Source organism: Streptomyces sp. NPDC007929, assembly GCF_042959065.1.
In the GTDB taxonomy this organism is placed as follows: Bacteria; Actinomycetota; Actinomycetes; order Streptomycetales; family Streptomycetaceae; genus Streptomyces.
Genome location: NZ_JBIBKD010000003.1, coordinates 722,859 through 739,048 on the forward strand (window position 1 = coordinate 722,859; position 16,190 = coordinate 739,048).

General features: G+C 68.6%; 15 protein-coding genes. 11 read left to right on the plus strand and 4 right to left on the minus strand.

The genetic code is table 11. From position 1 onward, the window contains the following. Nucleotides 1-65 precede the first annotated feature (65 nt). The 6 genes from typA (at nt 66) to ACFZDE_RS12965 (ending at nt 8,431) form a co-directional block, all read left to right on the plus strand. The gene (gene typA, locus ACFZDE_RS12940; protein ID WP_390993707.1) at nt 66-1,973 is read left to right on the plus strand and encodes a translational GTPase TypA; all 1,908 of its coding nucleotides are present in this window, start codon (nt 66-68) and stop codon (nt 1,971-1,973) included. Nucleotides 1,974-2,588: 615 nt separating this feature from the next. Then, nucleotides 2,589-4,202: an ABC transporter substrate-binding protein gene (locus ACFZDE_RS12945; protein ID WP_391199773.1), complete on the plus strand. Its 1,614-nt coding sequence runs from the start codon at nt 2,589-2,591 to the stop codon at nt 4,200-4,202. A gap of 133 nt (nt 4,203-4,335) precedes the next feature. Then, nucleotides 4,336-5,265 carry an ABC transporter permease subunit gene (locus tag ACFZDE_RS12950; protein WP_390993709.1) on the plus strand — a complete coding sequence of 310 codons (930 nt, stop codon included), beginning with the start codon at nt 4,336-4,338 and terminating at the stop codon, nt 5,263-5,265. Then, nucleotides 5,258-6,220, plus strand: a complete 963-nt coding sequence (locus tag ACFZDE_RS12955; protein WP_390993710.1) for an ABC transporter permease subunit — start codon at nt 5,258-5,260, stop codon at nt 6,218-6,220. The genes ACFZDE_RS12950 and ACFZDE_RS12955 overlap by 8 nt, the downstream gene beginning before the upstream one ends. 11 nt (nt 6,221-6,231) lie before the next feature. After that, nucleotides 6,232-7,290: an oligopeptide/dipeptide ABC transporter ATP-binding protein gene (locus ACFZDE_RS12960; protein ID WP_390993711.1), complete on the plus strand. Its 1,059-nt coding sequence runs from the start codon at nt 6,232-6,234 to the stop codon at nt 7,288-7,290. Beyond that, a complete protein-coding gene (locus tag ACFZDE_RS12965; RefSeq protein WP_390993712.1) occupies nt 7,283-8,431 on the plus strand; it encodes a dipeptide ABC transporter ATP-binding protein in 1,149 nt (382 codons plus the stop codon). The genes ACFZDE_RS12960 and ACFZDE_RS12965 overlap by 8 nt, the downstream gene beginning before the upstream one ends. A 69-nt stretch (nt 8,432-8,500) precedes the next feature. On the opposite strand, the gene ACFZDE_RS12970 is transcribed toward ACFZDE_RS12965, so the two are convergent. Further along, on the minus strand, nt 8,501-8,965 hold the full coding sequence (locus ACFZDE_RS12970) for a GNAT family N-acetyltransferase (protein WP_390993713.1): 465 nt from the start codon (nt 8,963-8,965) through the stop codon (nt 8,501-8,503). Nucleotides 8,966-9,196: 231 nt separating this feature from the next. Then, the gene (locus tag ACFZDE_RS12975; protein WP_391199776.1) at nt 9,197-11,323 is read right to left on the minus strand and encodes a prolyl oligopeptidase family serine peptidase; all 2,127 of its coding nucleotides are present in this window, start codon (nt 11,321-11,323) and stop codon (nt 9,197-9,199) included. Between the two features lie 177 nt (nt 11,324-11,500). On the opposite strand from ACFZDE_RS12975, the gene ACFZDE_RS12980 reads away from it, so the two are divergent. Continuing rightward, nucleotides 11,501-11,695 (plus strand): hypothetical protein, encoded by a 195-nt coding sequence (locus ACFZDE_RS12980; RefSeq protein WP_030842840.1) that lies wholly within the window; start codon nt 11,501-11,503, stop codon nt 11,693-11,695. A gap of 18 nt (nt 11,696-11,713) precedes the next feature. Here the strand turns inward: ACFZDE_RS12980 and ACFZDE_RS12985 are convergent, their stop codons facing one another. After that, nucleotides 11,714-11,923 (minus strand): DUF397 domain-containing protein, encoded by a 210-nt coding sequence (locus ACFZDE_RS12985; RefSeq protein ID WP_391199777.1) that lies wholly within the window; start codon nt 11,921-11,923, stop codon nt 11,714-11,716. Continuing rightward, nucleotides 11,920-12,804 (minus strand): Scr1 family TA system antitoxin-like transcriptional regulator, encoded by an 885-nt coding sequence (locus tag ACFZDE_RS12990; RefSeq protein ID WP_391199779.1) that lies wholly within the window; start codon nt 12,802-12,804, stop codon nt 11,920-11,922. Before ACFZDE_RS12990 ends, ACFZDE_RS12985 begins: the two co-directional genes overlap by 4 nt. Before the next feature lie 473 nt (nt 12,805-13,277). Here ACFZDE_RS12990 and ACFZDE_RS12995 point away from each other — a divergent pair, with 473 nt between their 5' ends. Genes ACFZDE_RS12995 through ACFZDE_RS13010 form a run of 4 tightly spaced genes read left to right on the plus strand, consistent with a single transcriptional unit; the run spans nt 13,278 to nt 16,179 of the window. Next, nucleotides 13,278-14,201 carry a helix-turn-helix domain-containing protein gene (locus ACFZDE_RS12995; protein ID WP_391199781.1) on the plus strand — a complete coding sequence of 308 codons (924 nt, stop codon included), beginning with the start codon at nt 13,278-13,280 and terminating at the stop codon, nt 14,199-14,201. Between the two features lie 52 nt (nt 14,202-14,253). Further along, nucleotides 14,254-14,877, plus strand: a complete 624-nt coding sequence (locus ACFZDE_RS13000) for a Uma2 family endonuclease (protein ID WP_391199783.1) — start codon at nt 14,254-14,256, stop codon at nt 14,875-14,877. A 34-nt stretch (nt 14,878-14,911) separates the two neighbouring features. Further along, nucleotides 14,912-15,772, plus strand: a complete 861-nt coding sequence (mshB, locus tag ACFZDE_RS13005) for an N-acetyl-1-D-myo-inositol-2-amino-2-deoxy-alpha-D-glucopyranoside deacetylase (protein WP_391199785.1) — start codon at nt 14,912-14,914, stop codon at nt 15,770-15,772. After that, on the plus strand, nt 15,769-16,179 hold the full coding sequence (locus ACFZDE_RS13010) for a DUF6113 family protein (protein WP_390993717.1): 411 nt from the start codon (nt 15,769-15,771) through the stop codon (nt 16,177-16,179). Before mshB ends, ACFZDE_RS13010 begins: the two co-directional genes overlap by 4 nt. The last annotated feature ends 11 nt before the right edge of the window (nt 16,180-16,190 follow it).

Sequence of the window (16,190 nt, forward strand, 5' to 3'; positions counted from 1 at the left end):
CCGGCAGGGCCCGCGCACCACTGACGTACGCGCAGGGCATTCACTACTCCGGGAGTAAGCCTTTTATGGCCACGCGCCACGACATCCGCAACGTCGCCATCGTCGCCCACGTCGACCACGGCAAGACCACCATCGTCGACGGCATGCTGAAGCAGGCCGGCGCCTTCGCCGCGCACCAGCTCGACTCGGTCGACGACCGCATGATGGACTCGAACGACCTGGAGCGTGAGAAGGGCATCACGATCCTGGCCAAGAACACGGCGGTGAAGTACCACCCGAAGGACGGGGGGGACGTCATCACCATCAACATCATCGACACCCCCGGTCACGCCGACTTCGGCGGCGAGGTCGAGCGCGGTCTGTCGATGGTCGACGGTGTCGTCCTGCTCGTGGACGCCTCCGAGGGCCCCCTCCCGCAGACCCGCTTCGTGCTGCGCAAGGCGCTCCAGCAGCGGCTGCCCGTCATCCTCTGCATCAACAAGACGGACCGCCCGGACTCCCGGATCGACGAGGTCGTCAACGAGACCTACGACCTGTTCCTCGACCTGGACGCCGACGAGGAGCAGATCGAGTTCCCGATCGTCTACGCCTGCGGCCGCGACGGCATCGCCTCGCTGACCAAGCCGGACAACGGCACGGTCCCGCCCGACTCCACCAGCCTGGAGCCGTTCTTCTCCACGATCCTGGAGCACATCCCGGCCCCGACCTACGACGAGGACGCCCCGCTCCAGGCCCACGTCACCAACCTGGACGCCGACAACTTCCTCGGCCGTATCGCGCTGCTCCGCGTCGAGCAGGGCGAGCTGCGCAAGGGCCAGACGGTCGCGTGGATGAAGCGCGACGGGTCCGTCAGCAACGTCCGCATCTCCGAGCTGATGATGACCGAGGCGCTCACCCGCAAGCCCGCCGAGGTGGCCGGCCCCGGTGACATCTGCGCGGTCGCCGGTATCCCGGACATCATGATCGGCGAGACGCTGGCCGACCCGGAGAACCCGGTCGCGCTGCCCCTGATCACGGTCGACGAGCCCGCGATCTCCATGGTCATCGGCACCAACACCTCCCCGCTGGTCGGCCGTGGCGCCACCGGCAAGGGCGCCGACAACAAGGCGGCCGTCAAGGACCGCAAGGTCACCGCCCGTCAGGTCAAGGACCGCCTCGACCGCGAGCTGATCGGTAACGTCAGCCTCCGCGTGCTCGACACCGAGCGCCCCGACGCCTGGGAGGTGCAGGGCCGCGGTGAGCTGGCGCTGGCCATCCTGGTCGAGACGATGCGCCGGGAGGGCTTCGAGCTGACCATCGGCAAGCCCCAGGTCGTCACCAAGGAGGTCGACGGCAAGACGTACGAGCCCGTCGAGCGCATGACCATCGACGTGCCCGAGGAGCACATGGGCGCGGTCACCCAGCTCATGGGCGTCCGCAAGGGCCGTATGGACAACATGTCCAACCACGGCTCCGGCTGGGTCCGTATGGAGTTCGTGGTGCCCTCGCGCGGCCTCATCGGCTTCCGGACCGAGTTCCTGACGCAGACCCGCGGCACCGGCATCGGCCACTCCATCCACGAGGGCTTCGAGCCCTGGTTCGGCGCGCTCCAGACCCGTAACAACGGCTCCCTGGTCGCCGACCGCTCCGGTGCGGTCACCGCGTTCGCGATGACCAACCTCCAGGAGCGCGGCGTGCTGTTCGTCGAGCCCGGCACCGAGGTGTACGAGGGCATGATCGTCGGCGAGAACTCCCGCGCCGACGACATGGACGTCAACATCACCAAGGAGAAGAAGCTCACCAACATGCGGTCGTCCACGGCCGATGTGACCGAGTCGATCGTCCCGCCGCGCAAGCTGTCGCTGGAGCAGTCCCTGGAGTTCTGCCGGGACGACGAGTGCGTCGAGGTCACCCCGGAGGCCGTGCGCATCCGCAAGGTGAACCTGGACGCCCGCGAGCGCGCCCGCGCCGCGAGCCGCGCCAAGCACGGCTGACGCCGGCTCCGCGTACCCGAACGGCACCGGGGACCCCGCTCAGGCGGGGTCCCCGGTGCCGTTTGAGTAAAGCGGAGGGAACGCCGAAGGAAGGGGTAGGGAAAACCCTCGATTTGCCGGTGACGGCCCTCAGGGGCGGTTTTCTCCCACTACCCTGCTCCGGAAGCGCCAGGCGTCCCCCACCCAGGGGAACGCACAACGGCCTTGCCGCACAAGGTTCTTGAGCGGGCGACAGACTCCGGTGGCACCCTGCACGGGACCCACGGTACGTCGCAACCGGTTTATCTCACTCTCGCGTCCGGAATGCGGACAGTGGACACCGATAGATGTGTAACAAGTCCGTTTCGCAGGGATCTTTCACCAAACCCTTTGTCCGGATTTTGGAAGATGTAGGCGAGAGCTGTGATCGAACCGAGACCTCGAGAGTGTGGTTCGGTCCAGGCGTTTGGCAGATAGTTAGGCGCGTAGAGCTCGGATGTACGGGTCAGTAGCCGGCAGCGGCGCGACTCACGAGCGCGGGGGCACTCGACGAATTCCGGCACCGGCGACGGGCGGGGGCCGTGATGTGTCGTGTGCTCCCTTCGCGGTGAACCAATGACTTCATAGGAGGAACCCATGCGCGGTGCCAAGAGCGCCAAGTGGGTCGCGGGTGCGATAGTCGTCGCCCTGGCTGCCACTGCCTGTGGCGGCAACGGTGATGGTGAGGGAGAGAGCAAGGGTTCCGGGCCTGCGGGCTACGTCTCGATCGACGTCGGTGAACCGCAGAAGCCGCTCATCCCGGCCGACACCAACGAGAGCAACGGCTCGTACGTCATCCAGTCCCTCTTCACCCAGCTGCTGGACTTCGACTCCAAGGGTGACATCGTCTACACGAACGCCGAGTCGGTCACCACCGACGACTCGAAGACGTGGACGGTCAAGCTCAAGAAGGGCTGGAAGTTCCACAACGGCGAAGAAGTCACCTCCAAGTCGTACATCGACGCTTGGAACTGGTACGCCAACATCAAGAACAACCAGCAGAACTCGTTCTGGTTCCAGGACATCAAGGGCTACGACGATGTCCACCCGGAGAAGGGCGACCCGAAGGCCGAGACCATGTCCGGCCTGAAGGCGGTGGACGACCACACCTTCACCATCGAGCTGAAGTACACGATGCCGTACTTCAACTACAAGCTCGGTTACACCACGTGGGCCCCGCTGCCCAAGGTCTTCTACGACGACCCGAAGGCCTTCGGCCAGAAGCCGGTCGGCAACGGTCCCTACACGTTCGAGAAGTGGGACCACAAGAAGCTCATCCAGGTCAAGGCCTGGGATGAGTACCAGGGCCCGAACAAGGCGAAGAACAAGGGCGTCCAGTTCAAGGCCTACACGACGCTCGAGGCCGCCTACAAGGACGTCGTCTCCGGCAACCTGGACATGATCCGCCAGGTCGGCCCGACGGACCTGCCGAAGTACAAGCAGGACCTCGGCGACGGTGCCATCGAGCAGCCGTACGCGGCCCTCCAGACGCTGACCCCGGCGTTCTACTCCAAGACCTTCAAGGACATCGACCCGAAGGTCCTGCAGGGTCTGTCGATGGCGATCGACCGCGACACGATCACCAAGACGGTTCTGAACAACACCCGCACCCCGGCCAAGGGCTTCACGCCGCCCGGTGTCAAGGGCTACCAGAACCTGGACACGGACGTCTTCACGTACAACCCGGAGAAGGCCAAGCAGCTCATCAAGGAGGGTGGCGGCGTCCCGGGCAACAAGTTCACCATCCAGTACAACACCGACGGTGGGCACAAGGAGTGGGTGACCGCGGTCTGCGAGTCCATCCGCAAGGCCACCGGCGTCGACTGCACGGGTGACCCGAAGCCCGACTTCGCCACGGACCTCGAGGCCCGTGACAACGACCAGGTGAAGGGCATGTACCGCGGTGGCTGGGTCGCCGACTACCCGGTCAACGCCAACTTCATGAAGGAGCTGTACCACACCACCGCCGAGGCCAACAACGGTCGCTTCTCCAACAAGGAGATCGACGGGCTGATGAACAAGGCGGACAACGCCAAGTCCCTCGACGAGTCGGTGAAGGCCTTCCAGGAGGTCGAGAAGAAGCTGGTCGAGCACATGCCGGCCATCCCGCTCTGGTACTACCGCATCAACGGCGGCCACGGTAAGGGCGTCGACAACGTCAACGTCGACTTCCACGGTGACCTCGAAGTGTGGGCCGTCACCACGAAGTAAGAGGAGCCCCTCGGGCTCTTCCCACTTGGCCGTAAGCCCACCGCCGATTCAGGCGGCGGTGGGAGGTGCGTGGGGCCGTCTCGTCACCAGGAGACGGCCCCCGCACCTGCGTTAACCCCTCACGGAGGCACCTATGGGGCGCTATGTCGCACGACGACTGCTCCAGATGATCCCGGTGTTCATCGGGTCAACCTTGATCATCTTTTGCATGATGTACGCCCTGCCCGGCGATCCCGTCCGGGCGATGATGGGGGATCAGGCGTACGACCCGACGGTGGTCGCGAGCATCAAGAAGGAACTCGGGCTCGACCAGCCGCTCCTTCAGCAGTACGTGAACTACATGACCGGTCTGTTCCAGGGCGACTTCGGCACCCAGATCGCCAGCCAGCGCCCCATCGCGGACATCATCGCCGATGCGTTCCCGGTGACGATCAGACTGACGATCTTCGCCTTCACCTTCGTCACGATCGTGGGCATCGGCCTCGGCATCGTCGCCGGCCTGCGCCCCGACACGCTGCGCGACCGCGGACTGCTGGGGCTGACCCTGGTCCTCGTCTCGATGCCGTCCTTCGTGCTGGGCTTCTTGCTGCAGTACCTGCTCGCGTTCAAGTGGGGGATCACCGAACCCAACGTGCGCGACTCGACGAACATCTCCGAGCTCGTGCTCCCCGCCACCGTGCTGGCGTCGCTCTCCCTGGCCTACGTGGCCCGGCTGACCCGCACGTCGATCGCGGAGAACCTGCGCTCCGACTACATGCGCACCGCCGTGGCGAAGGGCCTGCCGCGCCGCCGGATCATCGGCGTCCACCTGATGCGCAACTCGCTGATCCCCGTCGTCACCTTCCTCGGCATCGAGATCGGCAGCCTGATGACCGGCGCCATCGTGACCGAGGGAATCTTCAACGTGCGCGGCATCGGTATCGAGATCTACGAGGCCCTCAGCAGGCGTGAGGGCGCTACCGTCGTGGGGATCGCCTCGCTCATGGTGGTCATCTACCTCGTTGCCAGCTTGATCGTCGACCTGCTTTACGCGGTCCTGGACCCGAGGATCCGGTATGCCTGACAAGACCGTCGAGAAGAAGGTCGAAGCCCTTCCCGGTGACACGGTGAGCACCGCGGGCGTCGTCGTGAGCGACGCGGGCCCGGCTCCCGAGAAGGCGCGCAGCCTGTGGTCCGACGCCTGGCACGACCTGCGGCGCAACCCGCTGTTCCTGGTCTCGGCCGTGCTGATCGTGTTCCTGCTGGTGATGTCGATCTGGCCGGGCCTGTTCACCAGCGCCTCGCCCCGTGACGCCGAACTGGCCAAGCACTATCTGGGCAAGCCGAACTGGGGCCATGTCTTCGCCCCGGACTGGCTCGGCTACGACGTCCAGGGCCGTTCCGTCTACGCACGCGTCGTCTACGGTGCCCGTGCCTCGATCACCGTCGGTGTGGGTGTCACCCTCGCCGTCACCGTCATCGGCACGATCATCGGCATGATCGCCGGCTACTTCGGCGGCTGGACCGACACCCTGCTCTCGCGGGTCACCGACATCTTCCTCGGCATCCCGTTCCTGCTCGGTGCCCTGGTCGTGCTCAACTCCTTCGACAACCGCACCGTCTGGGTCGTCATCATGGCCCTGGCCTTCCTCGGCTGGACCCAGATCGCGCGCGTCGCCCGCGGTGCCGTGATCACCATCAAGCAGGCGGACTACGTCGTGGCCGCCAAGGCACTGGGCGCCTCCACCTCCCGGATCCTGTTCCGGCACATCCTGCCCAACGCCCTCGCACCCATCATCGTCGTCGCGACCATCGCCCTCGGCGGTTACATCGCGGCCGAGGCCACTCTGTCCTTCCTGGGCGTGGGGCTCGGAGACACGGCGGTATCCTGGGGCGGCGACGTGGCGCGAGGACGTGAGCAGCTCCGTATCGCGCCACACACCCTGATCATCCCCTCGGTGATGGTGTCGATCACGGTGCTGTCGTTCCTGATGTTCGGCGATGCGGTACGCAACGCCCTCGATCCCAAGCTGCGCTGAGGGAGGCGTACGTGACCATCATCGATGAAGTGGCCGAGAGTCCCGCACCGGACGGCTCGGAGGGCACGGGCCGCCCCCTGCTCGAAGTCCGCGACCTGCACGTGGAGTTCCACACCCGCGACGGTGTCGCCAAGGCCGTCAACGGCGTCAACTACTCGGTCTCCGCCGGTGAGACGCTCGCCGTGCTCGGCGAGTCCGGCTCCGGCAAGTCCGTCACCGCCCAGGCCATCATGGGCATCCTCGACATGCCGCCCGGCCGCATCCCGAAGGGGGAGATCCTCTTCCGCGGCCAGGACATGCTGAAGATGTCCGCCGAGGAGCGTCGTAAGATCCGCGGTCAGCGCATCGCCATGATCTTCCAGGACGCGCTGTCCTCGCTGAACCCGGTGCTGACCGTCGGCTACCAGCTCGGCGAGATGTTCCGCGTCCACCAGGGCATGTCCAAGAAGGACGCCAAGGCCAAGGCGATCGAGCTGATGGACCGGGTGAAGATCCCGGCCGCCGCGGCCCGGGTGAACGACTACCCGCACCAGTTCTCGGGCGGTATGCGCCAGCGCATCATGATCGCGATGGCGCTCGCGCTGGAGCCGGACCTGATCATCGCCGACGAGCCGACCACGGCCCTCGACGTGACGGTCCAGGCCCAGGTCATGGACCTGCTCGCGGACCTGCAGCGCGAGTACAACATGGGTCTGATCCTGATCACCCACGACCTCGGCGTGGTCGCCGACGTCGCGGACAAGATCGCCGTGATGTACGCGGGCCGGATCGTGGAGACCGCTCCCGTGCACGAGCTGTACAAGCGCCCCGCGCACCCGTACACCAAGGGTCTGCTGGACTCGATCCCGCGCCTGGACCAGAAGGGCCAGGACCTGTACGCGATCAAGGGCCTGCCGCCCAACCTGACGCGTATCCCGTCCGGCTGCGCCTTCAACCCGCGCTGCCCCAAGGCCCAGGACGTCTGCCGTACGGACATCCCGCAGCTGTACCCCGTCACCGAGCGGGACGGCGGCGAGCTGGCCGGCCGCGGCAGCGCGTGCCACTTCTGGAAGGAGACGATCCATGGCTGAGCTCCGCAAGAGCGACGAGCCCCAGGACGCCACGCCGAACGTCTCCGAGGTCGAGGTCGTCGACGCCTCCTCCGAAACGGAGGCGGTCGCCGCGATCGAGGCGCCGGTGGAGCGGGGCGAGCCGATCCTCCAGGTGCGCAACCTGGTGAAGCACTTCCCGCTCACCCAGGGCATCCTGTTCAAGAAGCAGGTCGGGGCGGTCAAGGCCGTCGACGGCATCTCCTTCGACCTCTACCAGGGCGAGACGCTCGGCATCGTGGGCGAGTCCGGCTGTGGCAAGTCCACGGTCGCCAAGCTGCTGATGATGCTGGAGAAGGCGACCGCGGGCGAGGTCTTCTACAAGGGCCAGGACATCACCAAGCTGTCCGGGCGCGCGCTGAAGGCCGTCCGCCGGAACATCCAGATGGTGTTCCAGGACCCCTACACCTCGCTCAACCCCCGTATGACGGTGGGCGACATCATCGGGGAGACCTTCGAGATCCACCCCGAGGTGGCCCCGAAGGGCGACCGCCGCCGCAAGGTCCAGGACCTCCTGGACGTCGTCGGCCTCAACCCCGAGTACATCAACCGCTACCCGCACCAGTTCTCGGGCGGTCAGCGCCAGCGCATCGGCATCGCCCGCGGCCTCGCGCTCAACCCCGAGATCATCATCTGCGACGAGCCGGTCTCCGCGCTGGACGTGTCCGTCCAGGCGCAGGTCATCAACCTGATGGAGAAGCTGCAGAACGAGTTCAACCTCTCGTATCTCTTCATCGCGCACGACCTGTCGATCGTCCGGCACATCTCGGACCGCGTGGGTGTGATGTACCTCGGCAAGATGGCCGAGATCGGGACCGACGAGCAGATCTACGACCACCCGACGCATCCGTACACCCAGGCGCTGCTCTCCGCGGTTCCGGTGCCGGATCCGGAGGCCCGTGAAGGCCGCGAGCGGATCATCCTGACCGGCGACGTCCCGTCCCCGGCCAACCCGCCCTCCGGCTGCCGCTTCCGCACCCGCTGCTGGAAGGCGGAGGACCGGTGCGCGCAGGAGGTGCCCCTGCTGGCGGTACCCCGGCGTTTCGAGGGTGTGGACACCCCGGCGGCACACGAGTCGGCGTGCCACTTCGCCGAGGAGAAGAACGTCGTCCACGCGGTGTGAACCGCCGTCGGACCCGTCACTGATTCCCGGCACCCACTCGGGTGCCGGGAATCAGCCGTGCCGTTCTCCTTACTCTCCTGGGGGAAGGAGATCCGAGGAGAGGCGCAGGTCGATCCAGGGGATGGTGTCACCCGGCAGCAGGTACCGGTCGATCTCGACGAACCCCCGCTTGCGCGCGAACCGAAGTCCGTCCTCGTTGCTGCTGAGCACGACCGTCTCGATCGCCTCGGCGCCGAGTTCGCGCGCCCGTCCGATGCCTCTCACATACAGCTCGGTGCCGAACCCCTGACCGCGGTGAGCGGGGAGCGTCCGGGCGATCACGGTCGCCGTGCGCGTGTCGTCGGTCGGTGGGCGCACCGTGCTGCAACCGACGAGCACGTCGCCGAGGTAGGCGACTTCGAGGTGGTTGCGCTGGGCACGCTCCCGGACCTCGTCCAGGGAGAGGGTGTGAGCCGGAATGATCACGTTGTGGACGTGCTGCCAGTCTCTGAGGCCCGCGTCGTCGCTCGGACGCGCGATATGAAGGTCGGACATCGCCCCAGGGAACTCGACCGCGGTGCACACGGCAACTCCGTTTCCCGGTGGGCTGTTCGACTCCGCGGCCGGGGCCCACACCCCCGGAAGCCCCCGTCAACTGCGTTAACACGCAGGCAACTTCGCCGACCCGGTTCCGATATACGGACGCGGCACGCTGGTGGGCGTACGGCCGTGCGGGTGCCGTAGACGGGCCGGGGCGCGCCATGTGGCCCCGGCCCGTTGCCGTGATCAGGCCCGGCTGATGCCCAGTGCGCGCTTCAGGAAGTCGACCTGGAGCAGGAGCAGGTTCTCGGCGACCTGCTCCTGCGGGGTGATGTGGGTGACGCCGGACAGCGGCAGCACCTCGTGCGGGCGGCCGGCGGCCAGCAGGGCCGAGGACAGGCGCAGGGCGTGGGCGACCACGACGTTGTCGTCGGCGAGGCCGTGCACGATCATCAGGGGGCGGTGCGGCTCGGCGGGGGAGGACAGTCCGTCGGAAGTGACCAGGGAGCTCTTCGCGTACGACTCCGGGTGCTCCGCGGGCGTGCCCAGGTAGCGCTCGGTGTAGTGGGTGTCGTAGAGGCTCCAGTCGGTCACCGGCGCGCCCGCGATGCCCGCGTGGAAGACGTCCGGGCGGCGCAGCACCGCGAGGCCCGCCAGCCAGCCGCCGTAGGACCAGCCGCGGATGGCCACCCGGGACAGGTCCAGGGGGTGGCTCTTCGCGAGGTCCTCCAGCGCGTCGACCTGGTCGTCCAGCGACAGCGTGAAGTCGTGGTGGATCGCCTTCTCCCAGGCGGGGGAGCGGCCCGGGGTGCCCCGGCCGTCCGCGACCACGACCGCGAAACCCTGATCCGCGAACCACTGCGACGTGAGGTGGGCGTTGTGCGCGGCGACCACCCGCTGGCCGTGAGGACCCCCATAGGGGTCCATGAGCACCGGCAGCGGGGTGTCACCGTCGTAGTCCCGAGGCATAAGCACGGCGCACGGGACACGGCGTGCGCCCCCCTCGGTGAGCGTCACGCGGGGGGACATACCGGGATCTTCGGCGTACGAAGGGACAGTCCTGGTCGGTTTTCCGTCGCGCAGGACCCGCACCAGTGAACCTGGCCGGTTCAGGGCCGCCGAGACCAGAACCGTCACCTCCCCGGCCCGCACCGCCGCGTGCACGCCCGGCTCCTCGGACACCCGCTCCACGCCCAGCTCGTTCACCCGGTAGACGTGCACCTGGCCCGTCTCCGCCTCCCCGGCGGCCTCCGAGCCCGCCGACGCCGAGACCAGCACGTCGTGCTCGGAGACGTCCAGCACGGCCCGGACGTGCAACTGTGCTCCCGTGAGCGGCCGGTCCCCGACCGCCAGCACCCGCGCACCGCCCTCGTCCGCGATCCGCACCAGCTGCCCAGAGGGGCTCCAGCACGGCACCCCGGGGAAAAGATCAAGCCATGTTGGATCTTCGTCGGCGTGCACCATCCGCGTCGCGCCGGTGTCCGGATCCACGGCCAGGATCAGCTGACTGCGCTGGTCGCGCGCCTGTACGAGCAGCAGCGGCGCCCCCGCCGCTGACCAGTGGACATGCGCCAGATACGGGTAGCGCGCCCGGTCCCAGGCGACCTCCGTGCGCGGCCCGTCCAGCCCGATCACGAACAGCCGCACCTCCGCGTTGCCCGTGCCCGCCGCCGGATACGGCACCCGCTGCGGCTCCCGTTCCGGATGCGCGGGGTCGGCGATCCACCACCGCCGCACCGGCGTGTCGTCCACCCGCGCCATGAGCAGCCGGTCCGACTCCGGGGCCCACCAGAAGCCCCGGGACCGTCCCATCTCCTCGGCCGCGATGAACTCGGCCAGTCCGTATGAGACATTCTCCGACTCCGGCTCGGCGAGCGCCCGGTCGCCCTCCCCCTCGGCGCCCACCACCCGCAGGGCCCCCTGCGCGACGTACGCGACGTGCCGCCCGTCGGGCGAGGGCCGCGGGTCGATCACCGGCCCCGGCGTGGGCAGTTCACGCGCCGTCCCGGCCCGCAGCTCGGCCGCGAAAAGCCGCCCTGACAAGGCGAAAGAGGCCAGCTCGACCGCCGTGTCGGTGGCGTACCCGACGATGCCGGCGCCGCCCTCGCGGCTGCGCTCGCGCCGGGCCCGCTCCTCGGACGAGAGGTCCTCCGAGGCGCCGCCCAGCAGGGCGCGCGGGTCGGCGGCGACGCGCTCCCCGCCCTCCTCCGTGTCGAGGACCCAGAGCGAATTCGCCCGGTCCGTACCGGAACCGGAGCGCAGGAACACGACACGCGAACCGTCGGGCGCCACGGTGAACGAACGCGGCGCGCCGAGCGTGAAGCGCTGGGTACGGGCGTGCCGTCGGGGGAAGGAGTGAGGCTCGGTCGTCATGCCCTGACCATATTGGCCATGCGCCCCCTTGTGCGGCCGTGCGCCGAGCGATGCGCGCAGCGGGATAGTTATGATCAATGTCGCATAGTGGGTATGAACCTGCTGGCTGCTGTACGGATTTGATGCCCCCATAGTCCGACCCCCCGCGCCCTCGTGGATCTTTGGAGGTGAGCCGCCGTGGCACTCTCGATTTCGGCGGTGGTGCTGCTGGCGATCATCGTCTTCCTGCTGATCAAGAAGTCGGGACTGAAGGCGGGGCATGCGATCGTCTGCATGCTGCTCGGCTTCTACCTCGCCTCCTCGACCGTCGCTCCCACGATCAACGAGCTGACGACGAACATCGCGGGCATGATCGGCAGCATCAAGTTCTGAGCGACGCGCGCCTTTGTGTCAGCCCCTGACCGCGTAGGGCACGAAGTCGGCCCACGCGGCGGGGGCGAAGGCCAGCCGGGCACTCTCGACGTCCTTCGAGTCACGGACGTGGACGGTGCCGGGTGTTGTGGCGACCTCCACGCAGGAGTCGCCTTCACTGCCGCTGCTGTAGCTGCTCTTGAACCACACCAGGCCGGAGGCGTCTCCGGACGAGATCTTGCGGATCATGTCTCCCCCAGCAGTTGTTCGATGAAGGCAGTCGACTCAGGTGGTGTGAGCGCCTGAGCCCGGATGATGCCATAGCGGAGTTCCAGGATACGGAGCTGCCGCAGGTCGGACACCGGTCGTCCGTTGGCCACTGCTGGGGAACGCCCGATCGCTGACCCGTCCTCAAACTTGAGTACCTCGATGCTGCCGTCCACGCCGGCGTGGGCCTCCCGTTCGATCGGCATCACCTGAAGCTCGACGTTGCGCAACTGGGCTGCTTCAAGCAGATGTTCGAGTTGGTCGCGCAGGACCGCTCGTCCCCCCAGAGGCCGCCGAAGGGTCCACTCCTCCAGGACGAAGCTGAGGTCGGGTGCCGGGTCACGCTCGAAGATCGCCTTGCGCGCTACGCGAGCTGCGATGAACTGCTCCACCTCCTCTGTCGAGTAGACGGGACGCCGCATGGTCAACAGGGCGCGTGCGCACTCCGGAGTCTGCAACAGGCCATGGACGTGCAACGGATCGTAGAGCTGAAGCTCCACCGCCCGCGCCTCCATCTGCGCCAGATCCCGCACCTTCTTGGGATACCGGACCCTCTTCACGTCCTCCTTCATCGCCGCGACGAGCCCACCGGCGCCCAGCACCTCGTCCGCCGTGTCCAGATACTCGGGCCGGGGGATCCGCTTGCCGCCCTCGATCTTGTAGACGAGGTCCTCGCCGTACCCGACCGCCACCGCGAACTCGCCGGCCCGCAGCCCCACCGCCTCCCGGCGGAGCCTCAACTGCCGCCCCACCGTGGCCACCACCGCGAGCGCCCAGTCGTCGTCCGGGTCCACCTCCCAGCCCGGCTCGTCGGCCTGTTCCACCTCGGTCCTGACCCGCACCGCCTCGCCGTTCACCGGCATGTGCGCCCCTTTCGTAGTGCCGCGTCGTACCGTCGCGCCCCGTCAGTGGGAGCCGCGTCGACAGTCCGGGCGGCACCGGACAAGCCTCGGGCGGTAGCTCTCCGTGGCGGGGCGATCACACATCACGGTAGGTCCGGTCGGCCACGCCGAGCGACGCGAATCGGGAAACAGCCCAGGCCCGGCCCCGGCACTGGGCTTCACACCACCGGAACCCGCACCCTCGCGCCCCGGTGCCGTCGACGACTGAAAGACAAAGAACTCACGGAGAAAGCACCCCGCCAAGCCCCACCCCCCGCCCCGTGGCCCACGCTCACTCGGGCGGGTGAACATCCCCCAACCGGCTGGATCTCGCGGCCCCCGAGGCCCGACGCTCAGCGCAACGCACCACCACAACCGCAGACATGAAACGGCCCCCGCCGGGACTGCAATCCCAGTGCGAGGGCCTGACCACCCAGGAAGAGAAGAGCTTCCCGATGGCTACCCAGGACCCTAGCGTGCCCCCGCGCGCCCAGGCCCGAGTTGCGGGCGACAAGCACCCGAATCGGCGGCCCGACGCGGGGCCCCGCACCGGTGGCCTCCAACACGACAACACCCGCCACACCACCCGCTTCACGGTGATCGGCAACCACCTGGCCCAGCACAGGGAGCTCTCGCTCCTCGCCATCGGGCTCGCCACGCACCTCCAGTCGCTGCCGAAGGGCGCCCCGGCCGACATCAAGACCCTCACCGCCCGGTTCCCCGAGGGGGCCACGCGGATCGCTGCCGCCCTGCGTGATCTGGAAACCCACGGCTACCTGCGCCGCGAACGTGCCCGGACCTCCACCGGCCGCATCGTGACCCGCACGATCTCCTGCAACCAGCCTGCGGCAGCCCGCCCCCGCCCGGAGGGCCGAGCCGCCACGGCTCCTCAGCAGAGGGAGGCGTGTGAGGAGAGCAGGGCGCACCCCACGCGGGCATCGCGCGGGGAACGAGCGCCCCGCAAGCCACTCCCGGACGTGCCACGCCCCGCCTACCCCGCGCCCGCCCTCCTGCGAGCCGCCACCGACCTCCTCGCGGCTCTCCACCGCCACGATCCCCGGCTGCTCCTCTCCGCCTGCGACACCGCCCATCTGGCGCCCGGCGTCGCCGCCTGGCTGGAGCGGGACGTCGCCCCCGCCGCCGTGAGCCGGGCCCTGAGCGCCGACCTGCCGTCCGAGGGTGTACGCCGTCCGGCTGCCTTCCTGGCGCACCGTCTCGCCGCCCAGCTCCCGCCTCCACCGCCGTTCCGGGCACCGGCCGCCGCCCCGCCGCCCGCGCGGCACGCGATGCAGAACTGCGACGGCTGCGACCGCGGCTTCCGGGCGCCCCGCCCCGGCCGCTGCCGCGACTGCCGCCCCGACCTTCAGGAGGCCGCCTAGCATGAACGTGACGATCCTTGCCCCTGGGCACAGACGACGAGGAGCGAGCGCCATGACTGTCGCACCCGACGGCGCGCACCAGAGCGCCTCCTACCTGTACCGGGCCATGCGCGACTTCGTTCAGTCCACGGACGACGTGCTGCCGGGCAAATTCGAGATCACCAAGGAAGGGATCGTCCACGACATGATGTCGCCCAGCGGTCGCCACGAGCTGACCACGCTGCGGCTCCGGAAGCGCCTGGAGAAGGTAATGCCGGAAGATCTCGTGGCCCATACTGGCGAGCCCGATGTGGAGGACGAGCCCGAGGGCGTCATGCGCCGCCCTGACGTCATGGTGATCGCCGAAGAGGACATGGACATCGAGGGATCGTTCGACGCCCGTACGCTCATCGCGGCCATCGAGGTCGTCTCCCGGTCGAATCCGCGCAACGACTGGGTGGGCAAGATGCGTGACTATCCGCTGCTCGGCGTTCCCGTCTACGCGATCTTCGACCCCCGGACCGGCACCGGTGCGGTCCTCACCGACATCCACCCCACACCGGAAGGTCCTCGGTACGCCACCCGCAAGAACTTCGTCTACGGCGAGGACGTCACCATCGGTGAGTGGACCATCTCCACCAGCGGCCTGCCGCGCTACCAGGGCGACGACCTTCCCGGCCACGATGACGAGGGGTGACGGACGGCTCTCCGGCGCCTCGTAGGCTGGCCCCATGACGGAACTGCCCGACCGGCGTCTGCTGCTGGTGCACGCGCACCCGGACGACGAGTCGATCAACAACGGCGCGACCATGGCCAGGTACGCGGCCGAAGGTGCCCACGTCACCCTGGTCACCTGCACCCTCGGCGAGCGCGGCGAGGTCATCCCGCCCGGGCTGGCGCATCTGACGGGCGCCGCCCTGGGTCAGCACCGCCGCCGCGAGCTCACCGCCGCCATGGCCGAACTCGGCGTGACGGACTTCCGCCTGCTCGGCGGCGCCGGGCGCTACAGCGACTCCGGGATGATGGGCCTGCCCGACAACGACGACCCCGGCTGCTTCTGGCAGGCCGACGTCGACGAGGCCGCCGCCCACCTCGTCGAGGTGATCCGCGAGGTACGCCCCCAGGTCCTCGTCACCTACGACGACCACGGCGGCTACGGCCACCCCGACCACATCCAGGCCCACCGGGTCGCCATGCGCGCCGCGGAACTGTCCGCCGACGCCGGAGTGCCCGTCCCCAAGGTCTACTGGAACCGGGTCCCCCGTCCTGTTGTGGAGGAGTCCTTCGCGCGGCTGAGGCAGGACCTGCCCGGCACGCCCTTCGCCAAGGCCGCCGACGTCGACGACGTCCCGGGCGTCGTGCCCGAGGAGCGGATCAGCACCGTGATCGACGGCACCGCCCACGCCGCAGCCAAGGCCGCCGCGATGCGCGCCCACGCCACCCAGATCACCGTGGCCGAGCCCTACTTCGTGCTGTCCAACGAGCTCGCCCAGCCGATCCTCACCACCGAGAACTACGAGCTGGTGCGCGGCGAGCGGGGTCCCGGGGCGCTGGAGACGGACCTGTTCGCCGGTGTCGGGGAGGACTCATGAGCGACCGTACGTCGATGCTCGCCCAGCCGATGCGCCCGCCCACCGCCGGACGCGTCGGTGCCTGCCTCGGATTCTTCGTGCTCGGCGCGCTGATCGGCGTGGCCGGGGCCCTGGTGCAGCCCGGGTTGTTCCCGGGTGGGCTGCTGCTCGCCCTCGCCGGTGAGGCCGGAGCCGTCCTGGGTGCCAGTCGCGTGCTGCGCGGCCGGGCCGGGGGCGTCGCGGTCGCCGCGGGCTGGATGCTCGCGATCGTCCTGCTGACCGCCAGCCGCCCCGAGGGCGACTTCCTCTTCGCCGCGGGAAGCGGCTCCTATCTCTTCCTGCTCGGGGGCATCGCCGTGGCTGTGATCTGCGCCACCCTCGCCCCGGGGCGGCAACCGGACGGCGGTCCCGTCCGACTTGCCAAGTGACGTACCACTTC